Genomic DNA, 18,625 nt, shown 5'->3' with positions numbered 1-18,625 from the left:
ACTTAGAGTGCGGCACCGGGACCGCTTCCCCGAACCGCTCGGAGTGCCCCCATGAACCCTCCTCCCCTCAGTACCGCCGGCGCCACGGTCGCCGCCCCGGCGGGCGAGTCCGTCGCGTCGTTCCTCGACTTCGGCGCCGGCGTCCTGGCCCTGGTCTGCCTCAGCTGTTCGGTGATCTGGGGTCTGGTCGCCCAGGACCGGATCCTGCTCGTCGCACGCCAGCGCATCCTCGCGCAGGCGGTGCACCGCACCACCGCCGTCGCCTCGATCGTCTTCCTGCTGGTGCACGTCGCCGTCAAGCTGGCGCTGGCGCACACCACCTGGGTCGCCGCGGTGATCCCCTTCGGCCTGCTGCTCACCGAGGACGAGCAGTTCGGCGGCCGGGGCTTCCTCATCGGCCTCGGCACCCTCGCCGGACTCCTCATGATCTTCGTGGGCGTGACCGGCGCCCTGCGCAACCGGTTCGCCTCCCCCGCTCCCGTCGCCGCGCGCTGGCGGGCCATGCACATGCTGGCCTACCCGGCGTGGTGCGCGGCGCTGCTGCACGGCCTCTACGCGGGCCGCGCGGCCAAACCCCTCTTCACGGTCCTCTACGGGCTGTCCGTGATCGGCGTCATGGCGGCCCTCGCCCTGCGCGCCGCGCCGACTCCCGTCAAGCGCCGGATCGCCGACCGCGTGACCACGCTCCTCGGCACCGCGGACCGGCAGGACCGCGCGGAGCGGCAGGACCGCGCGGAGCGACAGGAGCGCGCGGAGCCGCGGCAGGAAAAGGGCTCCCGCGCGGGGACCGGTTCCGCCCTGCCGGGCTACGAGAACGTCCCGCCGGCCGGCTCCCCGCTGCCGGGCTACGAGAACGTCCGGAACTCCGGCCCTTACCTGCCGGGCTACGAGAACGTCCAGGTGCCCCGGCAGCGCGCGGCCGCTCCGCCGTCGTACGACACCGGGGCGACGCAGACGGTCCGCGAGCCGGTGAACGGTTTCGCGGCGGCCTACCGCGCCGTCTCCACCCCGCCGCGGACGCCGGCACCCCCCGCGCCCGACGCGACCGCGCCCATGCCGACACCTACACCGATGCCGCAGGACTTCGGCACCACCGCGGCGATGCCCGTGGCGGACCCCGGCAACAGCCCCGCGGGCGGCTGGCCGGTCCCGTCCCCGCCGCCGGTCGGCGAGGCCCCGCCGTCGGCGTACGACCCCCTCACGGACACGGGATACAACATCCCCGCCTATGGCGGTCCGGACGCCTACGGGCGGCAGCCGAGTGACGTGTACGACACCGGTGAGACGAACACGGCCGCCGGCCCGTACTACCCGGACGACACGTACAACAGCGGTCCCGCCACCGGTCCGACACCCGCGGCGTCGTACGACTTCGACGCCCCGGGTGCGGGCGAACCATGGAACACGCCTTCCGGAGGCTTCAAGTGAACGAGAGGCTTTAAGTGAACGAGGCCCTGCCCGACGTCCCCGAGGTCCGCGTCGTCGGTCTCCCTCAGCTGACGTCGGGCTTCGACCTTGTCGAACGACTGGATCTGCCCATGCACCTGAAGGTGCACGGGCCGCTCGAACCACTGGGCGGCGAGCAGCTCGCGAAGCTCGCCGAAGCGATCAATCTCAGGGGCCGCGGCGGCGCGGGCTTCCCGTTCCACAAGAAGCTGCGCTCGGTCGCCGAGGCGGCCATCAAGCGCGGCGTACGGCCGGTAGTCGTCGTCAACGGCAGCGAGGACGAACCGGCCTGCCGCAAGGACACGGTGCTGATCAACCGTGCCCCGCACCTCATCCTGGACGGCGCGCTGCTGTGTGCCGAGGCCATGGGCGCGCGCACGCTCGTCATCGGGGTCACCCGTGAGTCCACGCAGCGCTCCATGGAGGCCGCGCTCGCCGAACGCGGCCTCAGCAACGGCCGCCGTTCCGCGCTCCGCGCGCGCGTGCAGCGCAATCCCGTACGGATGGTGACCGGCGCGGCGGCCTCGCTGATCCGCTCCGCCGACGGCGGCCCGGCGATCCCGCCGGGCCGCAAGGTCAGCGCCTCCAAGAGCGGCGTCGGCGGCCTGCCGACCCTGCTCTCCAACGCCGAGACCTTCGCCCAGCTGGCGATCGCCGCCCGCATCGGCCCGGAGCGCTACGGCAACACCGGCCTCTACGACGAGCCGGGCACCGTCATGCTGACCGTCTCGGGCGCCGTCGCCCGGCCCATGGTGATCGAGGTCCCCACGGGCGTACCGCTCCGCTACGTCCTGCAGCTCGCCGGCGCCCCGCCGGTCCCGCAAGGGGTGCTGACCGGCGGCTACCACGGCAAGTGGATCGACGCCGCGACCGTCGACGAGGCGATCGTCTCCCGCAACTCGCTGGACGCGGTGGGCGGTTCGCTGGGCGCCGGCGCGATCCTGCCGATCAGCCACGACACCTGTCCGCTGGGCGAGTCACTGCGGGTGGCGCAGTGGCTGGCCGAGGAGAGCGCCGGGCAGTGCGGCCCCTGCTACCTCGGTCTGCCGGCCGCCGCGCGGGGCCTGGAGGACATCCTGAACGGCGGTGGCCCGGCCGCCCTGGAGGCGGTCAAGCAGGTCGCCAGGAACGTGAAGCGGCGCGGCGCGTGCTCGCACCCGGACGGCTCGGCGATGTTCCTGGAGTCGACCGTCAAGGCGTTCACTGACGACCTCGCCGCGCACGTCCTCGGCAACGGCTGCGGACGGCCCGTGGAGGGCGTGCTGCCGCTCTTCGAGGGGGGCAGGGCCCCGACGGGCATCCCGGGCGGCGGCGCGTCCGAGGAGAACGGCCCCAGCCGCCAGAAGATCTTCGTCGACTGGACGCTGTGCCGCGGCCACGGGCTGTGCGCGGACATCCTCCCGGAGGTCTTCCAGCTCGGCGCCGACGGCTTCCCGACGGTGGCGCAGGCGGAGGTGCCACGCTACGCGGAGGCCAAGGCGCTCCGCGCGGTGCGCCGCTGCCCCGCGCTGGCCCTGCGCATCGAGGAGGACACGCGCGCGCAGGCCCCGTCCCGCAACCTTCCGGTGCTCTCCCAGGGGCGCGGACGCCGCGCCCTCGGCCGCTGAGCCGAGCGCACAACGAAGATCCCCCGGGTCCGAGGACCCGGGGGATCTTTTCTGTACTTGTGGAGCTAAGGAGAATTGAACTCCTGACCTCCTGCATGCCATGCAGGCGCTCTACCAACTGAGCTATAGCCCCGCGCTTTACCGCTTCGCTCCGCCCGGTTTCCCCGGCGGCGACGCCAACATTACACGGTCCCCCGGGTCCAACACCAAATCGTTTCCGATCTGCCCGGTTCGCCCGGCTCCTCAGGCGGTCACGAAGGAGTAGAACCGCTTGAGCGTGCAGTGCTCCTCCAGGAGGCGGCCGTAGATCGGCTCGCCCTCCAGTTCGCGGTACGTCTCGATGGGGTCGCCTTTTATGATCAGCGCCCGCGCGCACTCCTCGCACCAGTACTGGTACTCGGGGTTGACCGGCTCCATGTCGCGCACGATCGGGGTGCCGCTGCCGCACCAGTCGCACTTCCGCCTGTGTGCACCCATCGATCAGCTCCAGCTGTGGCCACTGGCCATGCACACGCAGGAGTTGCCACCGCTGTCCCCGAGGATGCTCGCAGGCATCGGTACTCCCTCCCGTCGGGCCGCGCCCCCTTCCGGCCGTTTGATTCTGCCACGGCCGGACCGACACGGTCAGCGACGCCTCAGTACCAGTCCGGACACGGCGGCCGCGGTGATCTCCACAGAGCCACACAGAGCTATACGCCCGGCGGACTTCTGTTGCTCAAGGAGGCAACGAAAAATCCCGTCCCCTGTGGGGGACGGGATTCCTCGTGTTCCTACTGTGGAGCTAAGGAGAATTGAACTCCTGACCTCCTGCATGCCATGCAGGCGCTCTACCAACTGAGCTATAGCCCCTGGCCGGTGTTCTTCCCGCTCGGCGGGGCGAACAAGAAGAACTTTAGCCTGCGACCTGCCGGAAAGTGAAATCCGGCCTCCCGGCGCCCCTGGGCGCCGCCCGGCCGCTCAGTCGTCGTCGCCGAGCACCTGCTCCGGCAGGGTGCCGGCGTTGTGCTCCAGCAGCCGCCAGCCGCGGGCGCCCTCGCCGAGGACGGACCAGCAGCAGTTGGTCAGCCCGCCCAGGGCCTCCCAGTTGCCCGCGTCCAGGCCGATGAGGCGGCCGATGGTGGTGCGGATGGTGCCGCCGTGGCTGACGACGACGAGGGTGCCGTCCTGCGGCAGCTTCTCCAGGTACCGCAGCACCACGGGGGCGGCGCGGTCGGCGACCTCGGTCTCCAGTTCACCGCCGCCGCGGCGGACCGGTTCGCCGCGCTTCCACGCCGCGTACTCGTCGCCGTACCGGGCGATGATCTCCTCGTGCGTCAGGCCCTGCCAGGCGCCCGCGTACGTCTCCCTGAGACCCCCGTCGTAGGAGACCTGGAGGCCGGTGAGGGCGGCCAGCTCGGCCGCCGTGTGCGTGGCGCGCTTGAGGTCCGAGGCGACGATCGCGTCGGGCCTGAGGCCGGCCAGCAGCCGGGCCGCCCGGCGGGCCTGGGCGACACCGGTCTCGGTCAGCTCGACGTCGGTGGTGCCCTGGAAGCGGCGCTCCACGTTCCACGAGGTCTGGCCGTGCCGCCACAGGATGACGCGGCGGCCCCGCCCGGACGGGGCCGGCACCTCGTCGGTACTGCTCATCGCCACTCCCCGCCCGGCTGCGGGGTGTCGTCGGCGGCCTGGCTGGCGGCGTGCTCCTCGGCCTTGCCGCGGGTCGCCTTGGCGTCGGCGGGCAGCTCCAGCTCGGGGCAGTCCTTCCAGAGCCGCTCCAGGGCGTAGAAGACGCGCTCCTCGCTGTGCTGGACGTGGACGACGATGTCGACGTAGTCGAGCAGGACCCAGCGGGCCTCGCGGTCGCCCTCGCGGCGGACCGGCTTGGCGCCGAGTTCCTTGCTGAGGCGTTCCTCGATCTCGTCGACGATGGACTTGACCTGACGGTCGTTGGGTGCGGAGGCCAGCAGGAAGGCGTCCGTGATCGACAGCACGTCACTGACGTCATAGGCGATGACGTCGTGCGCGAGCTTGTCGGCGGCCGCCTGGGCGGCGGTGTTGATGAGCTCCAGGGAGCGGTCGGTCGCGGTCACTACCAGGCTTTCGGTCGACGGTCACTTGACCCCAAGGGTCTCATGACCGCCGACCTCGCCCCATGTGATGTCGTCCGCTCAGGACGACGGCTCGTAGTCCTGGCCGAGGACGACCGACACGCGCGCGTTGGCGGAGACCTCGCCCTCGGCGACCGCGCCGGTCGGCAGGCCGAGGGTCTTGGCGACCTCGGTGGCGTTCTCCTTGTCGGCGGCGTCCGCGTAGAGCACCTTCGACGTGGCGGCGGCGGAGGAGGCCGTGCCGCCCTCCAGGAAGGTGAAGCCGCCGTTGACCAGGGTCACGCGGACCTTCGCGGTGTTGTCCTTGTCGCCGGTGGCGTTCTGTACGGAGACGCTGACCGCCGCGTCCTTGTCGGGGCTCTTCGCGGTGCCGCCGAGGACGTCCTTGACGACGCCTGCGCTGTCCTCGGCGCTGAGCGTGCCGTCGTCCTGGACCGGCAGCAGGGCCGTCTCGGCCTCGCCGCTCTTGGCGAGGTCGGCGAGGCCGGCCAGGAAGGAGCCGAGGTCGGCGTCGGTGAGCGGCGGGTCGAGGATCATGCCGAGGGTCTGGATCGTGGTGGTGGCCGCCTGCTCGTCGGAGGACAGCTTGCGCAGCACGCCCTGCACGACCTGCCCGAACCGCTCCAGCTGCGCGTCCTGCGCCTCCCCGGAGGCCCGGTAGGTGGCGTAGGCGACGGCCATCTTGCCGCTGAGGGTCTGCTTCTCGCCCTGGTGGACGAGGACGGTGCCGTCCTTGTCGCCGGACTTCGCGTCCGGGTCGGGGACGTCGGTGTCGGTGTCGACCTCGACGTTGCCGACCAGGTCGACGAGGTTCTGCAGGTAGGGGGTGTCCAGCCGCCAGCTGCCCTCGATGTCCGTGCCGAGCGCCGAGTCGATGGCCTCGCGGGTCGCGTCGGGCCCGTCGTCGTCGACGGACTTGGCCAGCGTGGTGACGCTGCCGTCGTCGCCGGAGAGCGAGAGGGAGTTGGGGACCAGCACGGTGGTGGCCCGCTTGGTGGTGGTGTTGTTCACGAGCAGCGCCGTGGAGGTGCCGCCGCCGTCGGTGTCGTGCAGGTGGAGGACGATCACGTCGCGCTTCTGGGCGCCCGCCGCCGTGGTCTCCCCGGTCCCGGAGTCCGAGGAGGACAGTCCCGGCAGCTTCCCGGCGTACCAGAGGTAGCCGACGCCGCCGACGGCGACCAGGGCGACCACCACGACCAGCGCGACGACACGCGCGCGTGCGCGGCGCCGGGCCTCCTCGCGGCGCTCGGTGCGGTTCTCCGTGAACGCCATCCAGTCGATGACGTCCTCGGAGTCGCCGTCCGGCTCCTCGACGAAGGCGAACTGCTCGGTGTGGTAGTCCGGCCCCTCCGGTACCTCCGGCTGCTCCGGCTCCCTCCGTCCGGAGCCGTCGGGTTCCTCGCGGGGGCCGGACTGCTGCGGGATGCGGGGGCTCTGCTCGGCGACCCGCTGCTGCCCGCCGCGCGCCGCGGGCTGCCCGTAGGGGTCCTGCTGGACCTGCCCGCTCCCGGCGACGCCCCCGCCACCGGTCCCGTACGGGTCGTAGCCGCCCTGCGCGGGGACCGGGGGCTGCTGTCCGGTGTCGTACGAGCCGCCCTGTGCCGGGACCGGCGGCTGCTGCCCGGTGTCGTAGCCGCCCTGCTGCTGCGTGCCCGTGCCGTACGCCCCGTAGGGGTCGTACGGCTGGGCGGGCTGCTGTCCCCCGGTGGCGTACGGGTCGTAGGGGTACTGCTGCTGCGCCGGCTGCCCCTGCTGCTGCCCCTGCTGTGTCTGCTGCGCGTACGGGTCGTACGTCTGCTGCGCGCCGGGCTGTGCCGGGGCCGGGCGGTAGACGGGCCGGCCGTACTCGTCGTAGCCGACGAGCTCGTACCGGTCGTCCTGGCCGCCGCCGTACCCCGCTCCCGCGTCGTATCGGTCGTTCACCGGTGCCCCTCTCGGCTCACTCGCCGCGGTACAGCTGACGCTTGTCGATGTAGCGCACGACACCGTCCGGCACCAGGTACCAGACGGGGTCCCCCTTGGCGACCCTCGCACGGCAGTCCGTGGAGGAGATGGCGAGGGCGGGGACCTCGATCAGTGAGACGCCGCCCTTGGGGAGTCCCGCGTCCGTGAGGTGGTGCCCGGGACGCGTGACGCCGATGAAGTGTGCCAGGGAGAAGAGTTCCTCGCTGTCCCGCCAGGTGAGGATCTGGGCGAGGGCGTCGGCGCCGGTGATGAAGAACAGGTCCGTGTCCGGATTGAGCGCGGCCAGATCGCGCAGGGTGTCGACGGTGTACGTCGGACCGCCCCGGTCGATGTCGATGCGGCTCACGGAGAACTGCGGGTTCTCGACGGTGGAGATGACCGTCATCAGGTACCGGTCCTCGGCCGCGGAGACCACCCGGTGGCTCTTCTGCCAGGGCTGGCCGGTGGGGACGAAGACCACCTCGTCGAGGTGGAACCGCGAGGCGACCTCACTGGCCGCGACGAGGTGCCCGTGGTGGATCGGGTCGAAGGTGCCGCCCATGACACCGAGGCGGCGCCTGCCGGGGCGTGACGGGTCGTCACCGGGGTCCGGTCGCTGCCCGGTGCCGCTTGGCGTGCCGCTCACCGGCCCGTTCACCGGACCGGTAGGCATGTCCTGCTCTCCCATGCGTGCAGACCCTACCGGCCCGGCCTGGGGGCTCCGGCCTCCCCCGGTCCCTTCGCGGGTGGTGGGCCGGTTCAGCGGTCCCGGTTGAAGCGGGTGGTGATCCACAGCAGGAGCAGCAGGATGACGAAGGCGGCGCCGCCGGTCAGGTAGGGGCTGAGGCTCTGGTGGTTGCCACCGTGCTCCTCGCCCTCGGCGGCGAGGGTGACCAACTGGGCGGCGGTGCTGTGAATGCTCATCTTCGGCAGGACCTATCGCGTGTGGGCGGGATAAAGACGTCGCTTCATCGTATGCGGGGCACCCTCGCGCGATCACGCCGACTCCGCCGTCCGGGACGGCCGAGGAAGGTCCGGGGAAGGCCTGGGGACGGTCCGGGGGAAGGCCTGGGGACGGTCCGGGGAACCTTCCCGGCGCCTCAGTCGTCCTCCCGCTTGTAGCCCCGCAGCAGGAACCACGCGGTCAGCACACCACCCAGCACCATCACGACCAGGATGATCCGCAGCAGGTTGCCCGTCCCCTGCTGCTCGGCTGCGCTCGCGGCCTCGGCGAGGCGGACGGCGTGGGGAAAGTGCTCCATGGCGCGGACTCCTTAGACGTACTGCCCGTCCACGGTATCTCCGCCTAGGCTGGGCTCTGCTTCGGGGGCAGACAGGACCGCACAAAGGCCCGCACAAGGGTTCGCAAAGGGACACCCACACGCACCTGGGGGAAGACATGGCCGACGGCCACGAGAGCAACGGACACGAGCACGTGCCGAGCAGGTCACGCAGGCGCTTCCCGGGAATCTCCTCGCGTGCGTACGAGCATCCCGCGGACCGCAGCGCCCTGGTGGCGCTGCGCAAGCTGAGCGGTTTCGACACGGTGTTCAAGGCGCTCAGCGGTCTGCTGCCCGAGCGGAGCCTCAGGCTGCTGTTCCTGTCCGACTCGGTGCGCGTCTCGGACCGGCAGTTCGCCCATCTGAACGTCATGCTGCGCGACGCCTGCTACATCCTGGACCTGGAGAAGGTCCCGCCGATGTACGTCAACCAGGACCCGAACCCGAACGCGATGTGCATCGGCCTGGACGAGCCGATCATCGTCGTCACCACCGGGCTCGTCGAGCTGCTCGACGAGGAGGAGATGCGGGCGGTCGTCGGGCACGAGGTCGGGCACGCGCTCTCCGGCCACTCGGTGTACCGGACCATCCTGCTCTTCCTGACCTCCCTCGCCGTCCGGGTCGCCTGGATTCCGCTGGGCAACCTGGCGATCATGGCGATCGTGACCGCGCTGCGCGAGTGGTTCCGCAAGTCGGAGCTGTCCGCCGACCGCGCGGGGCTGCTGGTCGGCCAGGACCTCCAGGCGTCGATGCGCGGCCTGATGAAGATCGCGGGCGGCAACCACCTGCACGAGATGAACGTGGACGCCTTCCTGGAGCAGGCCGACGAGTACGAGGCCGGGGGCGACCTGCGCGACTCCGTGCTGAAGATCCTGAACGTGCTGCCGCGCTCCCACCCGTTCACCACCGTGCGGGCGGCGGAGCTGAAGAAGTGGGCGGCGTCCCGCGACTACCAGCGGATCATGGACGGCCACTACCCGCGGCGCGACGAGGACAAGGACGCCTCGGTGCGGGACTCCTGGCGGGAGTCGGCGTCCAGCTACGCCTCGAACGTACGCACGTCCAAGGACCCGCTGATGAAGCTGGTCAACGACATCGCGGGCGGTGCCGGGGACCTCGGCGGGCGGGTGCGGCGCGGCTTCGGCGGGTTCACGGCCTCGCAGCCGCGACCGGAGGGGACGCGGGACGCGGACGGCTCCGGCGGCGGCTCCGGCGACGGTTCCTCGGGCGGTCCGGACCGGGGCGACGGTCCCGGGACGCCGGACGACCGCCCGCCGCGCGACGGGGCCTGAGCGGGAAGGCGCCCCGTCAGCCCCCGTCGGCCCCCGGCTACCCCCAGCGGCCTCCGGCGGCCCCCGGCGACCCCCGGTGGCCTACGCACCCCCGGTGGGCTCCGGCGGGCCGCGATGGGCCGGGGTAAGCCCCGATGGGCTCACGCCTTCGGCCGCGCGCCCTCCGCCAGCGTCCCGCACAGGGCCGTGGCCCCGCCCGTCGCGTAGGGGTCGGTGCCGGCCGGGCCGCCCTTCTTCGCGCTCTGGCCGGCCAGCAGCGGGTGCAGGTGGGCGGCGGAGTCCTCGGCGCAGGAGAGCGGGCCCGCCTCCAGGGTGGAGAGGCTGAGCCGCGCCTGGTTCAGCCGCAGGTCGTCCCGGTCGAAGAGAAAGTGCAGCTCGCGCCGGACGACGAAGAGCGACACCGGGGCGTCGGCGTCGCCGGTGGGCCGCAGCGGATAGACCACGGTGTGGTCGGTGACGACCTCCAGCGTGGAGGAGTCGCTCTCCAGGGCCCGCAGGGAGCCGCGGACGCGGATCTCGGGGGCCGCCAGCTCCACCTGGGCCGGGTCGAAGCGCACCAGCCAGCCGGTGGCCGCGTGCTGCCCGTCGGCGGTGGGCCGGTCGATGGACTCGTCGAACTGGCCGAGCTGGTCGGCGTCGAGCAGCACCCGCACCGCGCGGGTCTCCCCGCCGGTCAGCACCTCGGGGTCGAGGGCCGAGCGGACGATGTAGTTCCGTGCGGTGGTGAGGGCGTCCATGACCTGCTCGTCCGCGAAGTGCGCGGTGCTGCCCGCGGGCGGCAGCGGGATGCCCGCGGCCCCGGCGCGGAACCGCGCGGCGGGGCTGTCCGCGTAGAGCCGGGCGGCGTCGGCGGCGCCGGGGACCTTCCCGCGCGGGGCGAGCGGGACGACAGTCATCCGCAGCGGCTCGGCGGGCTGCCGCGCGGCGGGGCTCTGGTAGGGGTGGCGTACGCCCATGTAGACGGCGGTGCCGAAGGCCACGGCGATCAGGACGACGAGGATCAGGGCCTGCCGGGAGAGGCCGCGGCGCACCGGCGGCCTGCGGCGCACCGGCGGCGCGTGGTCGGTGACGCGTTCCTGTGCGGAGTACTCCTGGAGCGGGGCAGCGCGGACGAACGATTCGTCGAAGACGACGGACCGGTACTCGTCCTCCCCGCCCTGGGGGGAGCCCTCGGGTGGTCCCTCGGGTGTCCCCTCAGGCGGGTCCGAAGGCCCTCCCATGTCTTCAGGGTAGGTCTCCGGGGGCCCAGGTAAACGCCCTGGTACGCGACAACTTCTGACAGCTTCCCACCGGGGGCGTACGCGCCCGCGCGGGCGCCTGTCAGGGGCCGGGCGGGATGACCGAGACGGCGGGCTGGGAGTAGTCGGCGGAGGCCGAAGGGGTGACGGCGCCGCCCTGCTCGGGTCCGGTCGAGGCGGGCGGCGGGCCCTGCTCCCGGTCGGAGTCGGAGGAGGCGCCGCGGTAGACCGCGCTGAAGGCCAGCGCGACCATGCCGATGCCCATCACGAGGGCGAGCACCCAGGCGACGGGGCGGTGCCAGCGGACCTGCTTGCCGTAGCCGCCGGGGGCGCCGTAGGGCCGGTCCAGGGGGTCGGTGTCGTCGTCGGGGCCGCCGTGTCCGGCGTCGGACGGATCATGACCGGGACCGCCGTACCCGTCGTCGTAGCGCTCGCCGCCGGCGCGGGCCCGGCGGGCCGCCTCCGCCTCGGAGGCCTCCGCTCTGGCCTGTGCCGCGGCGAGCAGGCGTTCGACAGCGGTCGGCTCGTGGACCGGGGCCGCCTGGACGAACTCCTCGTCGAAGACCACGGAGGCGAACTCTTCGTCCGACACCCCGCGGTCGTGGTCGTCGTCGGGCTCCCAGCCGTCAGGGAACGGCGTGCCCCCCACGTCCTCCGGCACGGATCCAGAGTAGACCGGGGGGGTCAATTTGGGCAGACGGTGTGGAAAACCATCCGGTGGATGAGACGGGCGCGAGGCGCCCGGCGGGGGCGCGCGGAACCCGCCGGGCCGCCCGCGCCGGGGTGCGCCCGTCAGCGACGTACGTGTCCGTCGCCGGTGACGATGTACTTGGTGCTGGTCAGTTCCGGCAGGCCCATCGGGCCGCGGGCGTGCAGCTTCTGGGTGGAGATGCCGATCTCGGCGCCGAAGCCGAACTGGCCGCCGTCGGTGAAGCGGGTGGAGGCGTTCACGGCGACCGTGGTGGAGTCGACCAGTTGGGTGAAGCGGCGGGCGGCCTGCTGCGAGGTCGTCACGATCGCCTCGGTGTGCCCGGAGGTCCACAGCCGGATGTGCTCGACGGCCCGGTCCAGGGAGTCGACGACGGCGGCGGCGATGTCGAGGGAGAGGTACTCGGTCTCCCAGTCCTCGGGGATGGCCTCGACGACGGTGGCGCGGGACTTCTCGGCGTACGCCCTGACCCGCTCGTCGGCGTGGACGGTGACTCCGGCGTCGGCGAGGGCGTCCAGGGCGCGGGGCAGGAACGCGGCGGCGATGTCCTGGTGGACCAGGAGGGTCTCGGCGGCGTTGCAGACGCCGACCCGCTGGGCCTTGGAGTTGATGAGGATGTCCACGGCCGTGTCGATGTCGGCCGCCGCGTCGACGTAGACGTGGCAGTTGCCGGTGCCGGTCTCGATGACGGGGACGGTGGACTCGGTGACGACCGTGTTGATCAGGGAGGCGCCGCCGCGCGGGATCAGTACGTCGACCAGGCCGCGGGCGCGCATCAGCTCGCGGACGCTGTCGCGGCTCTCGCCGGGGACGAGCTGGACGGCGTCGGCGGGCAGCCCGGCGCCGCCGACGGCGTCCCGGATCACCCGGACGAGGGCGGTGTTGGAGGTGTACGCCGAGGAGGAGCCGCGCAGCAGGACGGCGTTGCCGGACTTCAGGCAGAGGGCGGCGGCGTCCACGGTGACGTTGGGGCGGCCCTCGTAGATGATGCCGACGACGCCGAGCGGGACGCGGACCTGGCGAAGGTCGATGCCGTTGGGGAGGGTGTTGCCGCGGACCACCTCGCCGACCGGGTCGGGCAGGGCGACGACGTCCCGTACGTCGGAGGCGATGGCCCGTACCCGCTCCGGGGTGAGGGTCAGCCGGTCGATGATCGCCTCGGAGGTGCCGGCCGCGCGCGCCTTGGCCACGTCCTGCGCGTTGGCCTCGACGATCTCGCTGGTGCGGACCTCCAGCGCGTCCGCCACGGCGAGCAGCGCGTCGTCCTTCACGGCCCGCGGCAGCGGCGCGAGGTCGGCGGCGGCGGCCTTGGCCCGGTAGGCGGCCCGGGTGACCGGTGACATCGAGTCGTACGGCGAGAGCGTGGTCATGGGGGGAAGGGTAGTGCGCGGCCGGGTGGTGTCGGCCCGGCGTTCCACACCCCGAGACATGCGTCCGAAAAGCGGTCAGAAGGGTCGGTGTCAGAAGGGGTGGACGCCGACCGGTGTCGCCGGGGCGGGGCCGTACCCGGCGGCGATGCGCTGGTGGTAGGTGACGCGGTCGATGACCTCCAGGCCGACGATCTCCCAGGGCGGGAGTCCCGCGGTCTGCCGGTGCTCGCCCCACAGGCGCAGGGCGACGGCGGCGGCGTCGTGCAGGTCGCGGGCCTCCTCCCAGTACCGGATCTCGGCGTGGTCGTCGGCGTACCGGCTGGTCAGCAGGAAGGGGTGGTCGTGGGCGAGCTGCTCAAGGGCGCGGCGCACCTCGGGGAGCGGGGTGGGTTCGCCGGAGACGCTGAGGGTGACGTGCCACAGGCGCGGGATCTCCTCGGGCCTGCCCTCGGTGAAGGTGTCGCCGGCCGCGACGCTGGTCAGGGCGCGTTCCTCACCGGCCGCGCGGGAGGCCGTGGCGGGGCGGGACGCCGTACCGGTACGGGGAGCGGTGCCGCCACGGGACGCCGCCGGCTCCGGGCGCACTCGTCTCACGACGGCCTCCTTCTCGCTCGCGCGTCGCGCCCCGGCGCCTCGGCCCGGACGCGTGTCCCCGGGACGAAGTAGAGCGCTTGTCCCTGGGACAAAGTTGAGCAGGACTCAGGGGTTCGCGTGGCGCTTTTGCGGAACGTCCACCACCGGTGCGGGGATGTTTCGACCCATTACGGGTGCAGGATCACCAGATCGTCCCTGTGTACGACCTCGCGTTCGTACGCGGGTCCGAGTTCGCGGGCCAGTTCCCGGGTGGAGCGGCCGATCAGCCGGGGGATCTCCTTGGCGTCGAAGGTGACCAGTCCGCGGGCGACCGCGCGGCCCGCGGAGTCCCGCAGTTCGACGGGGTCGCCGGCGCCGAACTCGCCCTCCACGGCGGCGATGCCGGCGGGCAGCAGCGACTTGCGGTTCTCGACGACGGCGCGCACGGCCCCGTCGTCGAGGGTGAGCGCGCCCTGCGGGGCGGAGGCGTGCTGGAGCCAGAGCAGGCGGTTGGTGGAGCGCTTGCCGGTGGGGTGGAACCAGGTGCCGGTGTCCTGGCCGGTGAGGGCGTCGGCCGCGTGGACGGTGCTGGTGAGGACGACCGGGATGCCCGCGGCGGCGGCGATGCGGGCCGCCTCGACCTTGGTGACCATGCCGCCGGTGCCGACGCCCGCCTTGCCCGCGCTGCCGATCTCGACGTGCGCGAGGTCGGCCTCGCCGCGCACCTCGGCGATGCGGGAGGTGCCGGGGCGGCTGGGGTCGCCGTCGTAGACGCCGTCGACGTCGGAGAGGAGGACGAGCAGGTCGGCGCGGACGAGGTGGGCGACGAGGGCGGCGAGGCGGTCGTTGTCGCCGAAGCGGATCTCGTCGGTGGCGACGGTGTCGTTCTCGTTGACGACCGGGAAGGCGCCCATCGCGAGGAGCTGGTCCAGGGTGCGCGAGGCGTTGCGGTGGTGGGAGCGGCGGCTCATGTCGTAGGAGGTGAGCAGGACCTGGCCGACGCGGACGCCGTAGCGGGCGAAGGAGGCGGTGTAGCGGGCGACGAGGAGACCCTGGCCGACGCTGGCGGCGGCCTGCTGACGGGCGAGGTCCCGGGGGCGCTTGCTCAGCCCCAGCGGGGCGAGTCCGGCGGCGATGGCGCCGGAGGAGACGAGGACGATCTCCCGCTGTCCCGCCGTGCCGCGCACCTTGGCGAGTGCGTCGACGAGCGCGTCGACCCGGTCGGCGTCCAGACCGCCGGACGCCGTGGTCAGCGACGAGGAGCCGACCTTGACCACGATCCTGCGGGCCGCACCCACGGCCTGCCTTGCCCCTGCCACCTGTACTCTTTCCCCTCGCGTCCGACCTTTCCAGCAATCTACGCGAACCCGGTCCGGCGCCGTGCGGCGGTCCACGCTGCGGACAGACATCCCGTGACCGTTCGCTCACACAACGCACTTGGCCAGAAAGTTGTGCTTAGTGCCAGTAGAAATCAAAAGGCTGACAAACATACTGTGAACACTGTGTCACCATCAGACTCCGCGGCGCCCCGCACGAAACGCATCCTGCTTCGTTCCGGCAAGAGCCCCTTCGACGTCGTCCCCGTCGAGCAAGCCCTCCACCGGGACGTCATCCTCACCAACGCAGGCAACCTGATCTTCAGCGACGCCTCGCACAAGATCCTCCAGACGCCCGGCGTCGAGGTGGTCTCCAACTCGAACAAGATCGACGTGAACGCCGCGGCCCGGATCAACGAGGAGTACGACGCCTTCGTGGTGCCCCTCGCCAACGCCTTCCGACCGTCGTTCGAGCCCGTGCTCCAGCGGATGACCCAGTTCATCCGCAAGCTGCGGATTCCCGTTGTGGTGCTGGGCGTCGGCGCCCAGGCCGGCCTCGACAACGACCCGGGCCGGCTGAAGCCCCTGGAGGACAGCGTCCGCTCGTTCGTCTCGGCGGTGCTCGACCGGAGCGCGTCGATCGGCGTGCGGGGCGAGTTCACCGAGCAGTACCTGCGGAACATGGGCTTCCGCGACGTCGAGGTGATCGGCTGTCCCTCGCTGTTCATGCACGGCCGGGAGCTGCGCGTGGAGAAGCGGGTGTCCGAGGTGACCACCGCCTCCCGCATCGCCATCAACGGCTCGCACTCAGCGGTCAAGGGCCAGGGCCTGGACCAGATCATCCGGCGCACCCACGAGCGCTACCCGAACCTGACGTTCATCTGCCAGAACCTCAGCGACGCGCGGCAGCTGCACTGGCGGGACATGTCCCACTCGAACGCCAAGGTCACCGGGATGCCGTCGCACCCGGACCACCCGATGTACGCCGAGGACAAGGTCCGGGTCTACGTCGACCCGGTCACCTGGATCGACGACCTGCGCGGCTACGACTTCTCCTTCGGCTCCCGCATCCACGGCAACATCGCCGCCCTGCTCGCCGGGACGCCCGCGACCGTGCTGACCGCCGACTCGCGGACGCTGGAGCTGTGCCGGTACTTCGAGATACCGCACCAGCGAATAGACAAGCTGCCCGACGACCTCGACCCCGCCCGTCTGTACGAGGAGGCCGACTTCAGCGGCCTGGTCGGCAACCACGCCGAGCGCTTCGACCGGTTCACCGGGTTCCTCGACAAGAACGGCCTGGAGAACACCTTCACGCACGGCGACGGCGGCGCGGCCTTCGAGAAGAAGCTGCGCTCGCTGTCCTTCCCGCCCGGCGTCCGGCCGTGGCTCGACGACCCCGCCTCCGTCACCGAGCGGATCGGCTTCCTGTACGGCCGGGTCGCCTCGCTCACCACCGAGAACAACAAGCTGAAGCGGGAGCTGAGCCAGGCCAAGAGCAAGGCCAAGGCCCAGGCGAAGGCCGCGACGGCAGCCGCGTCGAGGAAGCCCGCACCGACCGACAGCTCGGTGATCCGCAGGGCCCGCCGCGTGGTGGGCCGCGCCTTCCAGTCAGGCCGTTAGTCCTCGTGCGACGCACCCCGCCGGACCGTCGGCGGGGTGCATAGCACGGCCGTCACCCCAGGGTTCCGACGTCACGCGCGTGTCGTCGGAAGGTGGGCGCCCGTTAACCGGGGAGCCCGCTTCGCGACGACCCTGGAGTGACCGCAGTGCCCGAACCCTCGTCCCGCCGGTGGCTCGTGGCGCGGCCCCGCCGCCGCCCGATCACCGCCAAACTGCTCGTCCTGGCCGCACTGGCGGCGGCCTTCGGCGCACAGGCGCTCGGCGCCCTGCTGCCGAACGTGCCGCTGCTGCTCCTCGCCACCGCCGCCTCGCTGGCCACCGAGGGCGCGGTGTACCGCTGGCAGCGCGGCATGCTGTCGCTGCTGACCAAGTCGCACGCGGACGTCACCGTCCGGCACGTGCTCCGCGACCTGCTGCTCGTGGTGGGCCTGCTGCGGCTCGGCGAGCAGCCCCGCGAGACGATCTACGCAGCGCTGGTGGCCGGCCTGCTGGCCTGTTACGTCCTGCACTGCGCGATCCAGGCGGTCTCCGTACTGGTCCGGCGCACCCGCACGCTGCCGGTGGTGACCCGGAACATCGACACCTCGGCACTGCGGCTCTCCCCGGCGCCGCCTGTACTGCTGCGCCGCCCCGGGCACCGGCTGCTGGTGTTCGGGCTGCCGGCCACCGGCGGGCTGCTGGCCACCGTGGCCACCGACGCGCCGCTGTGCGGGGCGGCGGGCCTGGCCGTGTCGCTGCTGTGCTCGGTGACCGGGCTCGGCGCCCTGCTGCTGCGTCTCCTGCCCGGCCGCCGGCCCGCCGGTGAGCAGGAGGTGCTCGACTGGTTCGACGCCTGGCTGGCCGAGTACAGGCCGACGGTGGGGCTGTACTTCTCCGGCGGTGCCTCCTCCGCGTACCAGGCCAACATGTGGCTGGAGCCGATGGCCCGGCTCGGCGGGCGGCCGGTGGTCGTGCTGCGGGAGCGGTTCATGGTGCAGAAACTCGCGGCGACCGACCTGCCGGTGGTGTGCCTGCCGAAGGTCTCCACCCTGATGCGTCTGGAGCGCTCCTCCCTACAGGTGCTCATCCACCCCTCGAACTCCGGCAAGACCTCCCAGGTGCTGCGCATCCCCACCGTCAAGCACGCCTTCGTCAACCACGGCGAGAGCGACAAGCTCTCCTCGTGCAACCCGTACGCGAAGGCCTACGACGAAGTGTGGGTGGCCGGTCCGGCGGCGCGCGAGCGGTACGCGCTGGCCGAGGTCGGCGTCGAGGACAAGGACGTCGTGGAGATCGGCCGGCCGCAGCTCGACGCGGTCCGGCCGTACGAGGGCCCGCCGGCGGGTCCGTACACCACCGTGCTGTACGCGCCGACCTGGGAGGGCTGGGACGGCAACCCCGGCAACACCTCGGTGATCGCCGCCGGGGAGAACCTGGTGCGGGCGCTGCTCGCCGACCCGGGGGTGCGGCTGCTGTACAAGCCGCATCCGCTGACCGGTTCGGTGGATCCGCGGGCCGGCGCCGCCGACCTGCGCGTCCGGGACATGATCCGCGCCGCGAACCGGGCCCGGTCGGCGTCCCGCACCGCCCGTACGGACGGACTCGCCCGGTACGGCAAGGAGCTGGACCGGCTGACGACGTCCGCGCCGCGGGCCGGCGCGGACCAGACGGAGCGGATGATGACGCAGTCCGTCCCGGAGCCGGGGCGGGCCGCGGCGGTGGCACGGGCCGCCGTCGGCTGGGACGAGGCGTACTGGGCGGCACTGCCCGAGAGCGAGCACCGGATCGTCACCGACGCCCGGCCCGCGCTGTACGCCTGCTTCGACCGGGCCGACCTGCTGATCAGCGACGTGTCGAGCGTGATCAGCGACTTCCTGGCGAGCGGCAAGCCCTACGCGGTCGCCAACACCGGCCCGCTGGCCGAGGAGGCGTTCCGGGTGGCGTACCCGACCGTGGCGGCGGCGACCGTGCTGACGCCTGACGCCTCGGGGGTCCCGGCCCTGCTCGACGCGGTCCGGCACCCGGAGAAGGACACGTTCGCCGAGGCGCGGGCCGCGCTGGCGCTGCGGCTGCTCGGGCCGGCCGAGCCGCCCGCGCAGGAGCGGTTCGCGGCGGCCGTACGGGCGCTCGGGGCGAAGGCCCGGGACCACCGGGCGCGGGC

Annotated in this window: 17 protein-coding genes and 2 tRNA genes; 5 read left to right on the top strand and 14 right to left on the bottom strand. The window is 72.4% G+C overall.

Annotation, left to right across the window (positions count from 1 at the left end):
- Positions 1-51 precede the first annotated feature (51 nt).
- Together UW392_RS11710 and UW392_RS11705 are read left to right on the top strand one after the other, a co-directional pair.
- Complete coding sequence (locus UW392_RS11710; RefSeq protein ID WP_320774864.1) at positions 52-1,428, top strand: ferric reductase-like transmembrane domain-containing protein; 1,377 nt, start codon at positions 52-54, stop codon at positions 1,426-1,428.
- A 14-nt stretch (positions 1,429-1,442) separates the two neighbouring features.
- Positions 1,443-3,053: an NADH-ubiquinone oxidoreductase-F iron-sulfur binding region domain-containing protein gene (locus UW392_RS11705; RefSeq protein WP_320774863.1), complete on the top strand. Its 1,611-nt coding sequence runs from the start codon at positions 1,443-1,445 to the stop codon at positions 3,051-3,053.
- Positions 3,054-3,113: 60 nt separating this feature from the next.
- Here UW392_RS11705 and UW392_RS11700 read toward each other — a convergent pair.
- The 9 genes from UW392_RS11700 to UW392_RS11660 all read right to left on the bottom strand — a co-directional run bounded on the left by UW392_RS11700 (position 3,114) and on the right by UW392_RS11660 (position 8,346).
- A tRNA-Ala gene (locus UW392_RS11700) sits at positions 3,114-3,186 on the bottom strand.
- A 110-nt stretch (positions 3,187-3,296) separates the two neighbouring features.
- A complete protein-coding gene (locus UW392_RS11695) occupies positions 3,297-3,530 on the bottom strand; it encodes a hypothetical protein (protein ID WP_053750770.1) in 234 nt (77 codons plus the stop codon).
- A 299-nt stretch (positions 3,531-3,829) separates the two neighbouring features.
- Positions 3,830-3,902: transfer RNA gene (locus UW392_RS11690), tRNA-Ala, on the bottom strand.
- A 108-nt stretch (positions 3,903-4,010) separates the two neighbouring features.
- Positions 4,011-4,679, bottom strand: coding sequence for a histidine phosphatase family protein (locus UW392_RS11685; RefSeq protein WP_320774862.1), 669 nt, complete (start codon positions 4,677-4,679; stop codon positions 4,011-4,013).
- Positions 4,676-5,122 (bottom strand): ribosome silencing factor, encoded by a 447-nt coding sequence (rsfS, locus tag UW392_RS11680; RefSeq protein WP_320774861.1) that lies wholly within the window; start codon positions 5,120-5,122, stop codon positions 4,676-4,678. Before rsfS ends, UW392_RS11685 begins: the two co-directional genes overlap by 4 nt.
- 78 nt (positions 5,123-5,200) lie before the next feature.
- Entirely contained in the window at positions 5,201-7,063 is a 1,863-nt protein-coding gene (locus UW392_RS11675; RefSeq protein WP_320774860.1) for a LytR C-terminal domain-containing protein, read from the bottom strand.
- Between the two features lie 16 nt (positions 7,064-7,079).
- Positions 7,080-7,772 carry a nicotinate-nucleotide adenylyltransferase gene (gene nadD, locus UW392_RS11670; RefSeq protein WP_320774859.1) on the bottom strand — a complete coding sequence of 231 codons (693 nt, stop codon included), beginning with the start codon at positions 7,770-7,772 and terminating at the stop codon, positions 7,080-7,082.
- Positions 7,773-7,843: 71 nt separating this feature from the next.
- Entirely contained in the window at positions 7,844-8,008 is a 165-nt protein-coding gene (locus UW392_RS11665) for a hypothetical protein (protein ID WP_320774858.1), read from the bottom strand.
- A 176-nt stretch (positions 8,009-8,184) separates the two neighbouring features.
- Complete coding sequence (locus tag UW392_RS11660; protein WP_320774857.1) at positions 8,185-8,346, bottom strand: hypothetical protein; 162 nt, start codon at positions 8,344-8,346, stop codon at positions 8,185-8,187.
- 137 nt (positions 8,347-8,483) lie between these two features.
- On the opposite strand from UW392_RS11660, the gene UW392_RS11655 reads away from it, so the two are divergent.
- Positions 8,484-9,656 (top strand): M48 family metallopeptidase, encoded by a 1,173-nt coding sequence (locus UW392_RS11655; protein ID WP_320774856.1) that lies wholly within the window; start codon positions 8,484-8,486, stop codon positions 9,654-9,656.
- A gap of 140 nt (positions 9,657-9,796) precedes the next feature.
- Here UW392_RS11655 and UW392_RS11650 read toward each other — a convergent pair whose 3' ends face one another.
- The 5 genes from UW392_RS11650 to proB form a co-directional block, all read right to left on the bottom strand.
- On the bottom strand, positions 9,797-10,876 hold the full coding sequence (locus UW392_RS11650; RefSeq protein ID WP_320774855.1) for a hypothetical protein: 1,080 nt from the start codon (positions 10,874-10,876) through the stop codon (positions 9,797-9,799).
- Between the two features lie 100 nt (positions 10,877-10,976).
- Complete coding sequence (locus UW392_RS11645; RefSeq protein ID WP_320774854.1) at positions 10,977-11,582, bottom strand: hypothetical protein; 606 nt, start codon at positions 11,580-11,582, stop codon at positions 10,977-10,979.
- A gap of 104 nt (positions 11,583-11,686) precedes the next feature.
- Positions 11,687-12,973: a glutamate-5-semialdehyde dehydrogenase gene (locus UW392_RS11640; RefSeq protein WP_320774853.1), complete on the bottom strand. Its 1,287-nt coding sequence runs from the start codon at positions 12,971-12,973 to the stop codon at positions 11,687-11,689.
- Positions 12,974-13,063: 90 nt separating this feature from the next.
- Positions 13,064-13,567 (bottom strand): hypothetical protein, encoded by a 504-nt coding sequence (locus UW392_RS11635; RefSeq protein ID WP_320774852.1) that lies wholly within the window; start codon positions 13,565-13,567, stop codon positions 13,064-13,066.
- Between the two features lie 167 nt (positions 13,568-13,734).
- Positions 13,735-14,865: a glutamate 5-kinase gene (gene proB, locus UW392_RS11630; protein WP_320774851.1), complete on the bottom strand. Its 1,131-nt coding sequence runs from the start codon at positions 14,863-14,865 to the stop codon at positions 13,735-13,737.
- A 183-nt stretch (positions 14,866-15,048) separates the two neighbouring features.
- Here proB and UW392_RS11625 point away from each other — a divergent pair, with 183 nt between their 5' ends.
- Together UW392_RS11625 and UW392_RS11620 are read left to right on the top strand one after the other, a co-directional pair.
- Complete coding sequence (locus UW392_RS11625; protein WP_320774850.1) at positions 15,049-16,485, top strand: polysaccharide pyruvyl transferase family protein; 1,437 nt, start codon at positions 15,049-15,051, stop codon at positions 16,483-16,485.
- A 146-nt stretch (positions 16,486-16,631) separates the two neighbouring features.
- Positions 16,632-18,625 (top strand): hypothetical protein (locus UW392_RS11620; RefSeq protein ID WP_414495959.1); only part of this gene is annotated, 1,994 nt, incomplete at its 3' end.

It is taken from the genome of Streptomyces sp. CRN 30 (assembly GCF_034105845.1).
The sequence above is the reverse complement of the archived record's forward strand: the minus strand, read 5'-3'. Positions and strand labels throughout refer to the sequence as shown.

Excerpts from the sequence above, each read along its gene's own strand:
- UW392_RS11650 (WP_320774855.1), bottom strand. The coding sequence starts at position 10,876 with ATGGGAGGGCCTTCGGACCCGCCTGAGGGGACACCCGAGGGACCACCC.
- UW392_RS11660 (WP_320774857.1), bottom strand. The coding sequence starts at position 8,346 with ATGGAGCACTTTCCCCACGCCGTCCGCCTCGCCGAGGCCGCGAGCGCA.
- UW392_RS11710 (WP_320774864.1), top strand. The coding sequence starts at position 52 with ATGAACCCTCCTCCCCTCAGTACCGCCGGCGCCACGGTCGCCGCCCCG.
- UW392_RS11685 (WP_320774862.1), bottom strand. The coding sequence starts at position 4,679 with ATGAGCAGTACCGACGAGGTGCCGGCCCCGTCCGGGCGGGGCCGCCGC.
- UW392_RS11695 (WP_053750770.1), bottom strand. The coding sequence starts at position 3,530 with ATGGGTGCACACAGGCGGAAGTGCGACTGGTGCGGCAGCGGCACCCCG.
- UW392_RS11640 (WP_320774853.1), bottom strand. The coding sequence starts at position 12,973 with ATGACCACGCTCTCGCCGTACGACTCGATGTCACCGGTCACCCGGGCC.
- UW392_RS11665 (WP_320774858.1), bottom strand. The coding sequence starts at position 8,008 with ATGAGCATTCACAGCACCGCCGCCCAGTTGGTCACCCTCGCCGCCGAG.
- nadD (WP_320774859.1), bottom strand. The coding sequence starts at position 7,772 with ATGGGAGAGCAGGACATGCCTACCGGTCCGGTGAACGGGCCGGTGAGC.
- UW392_RS11655 (WP_320774856.1), top strand. The coding sequence starts at position 8,484 with ATGGCCGACGGCCACGAGAGCAACGGACACGAGCACGTGCCGAGCAGG.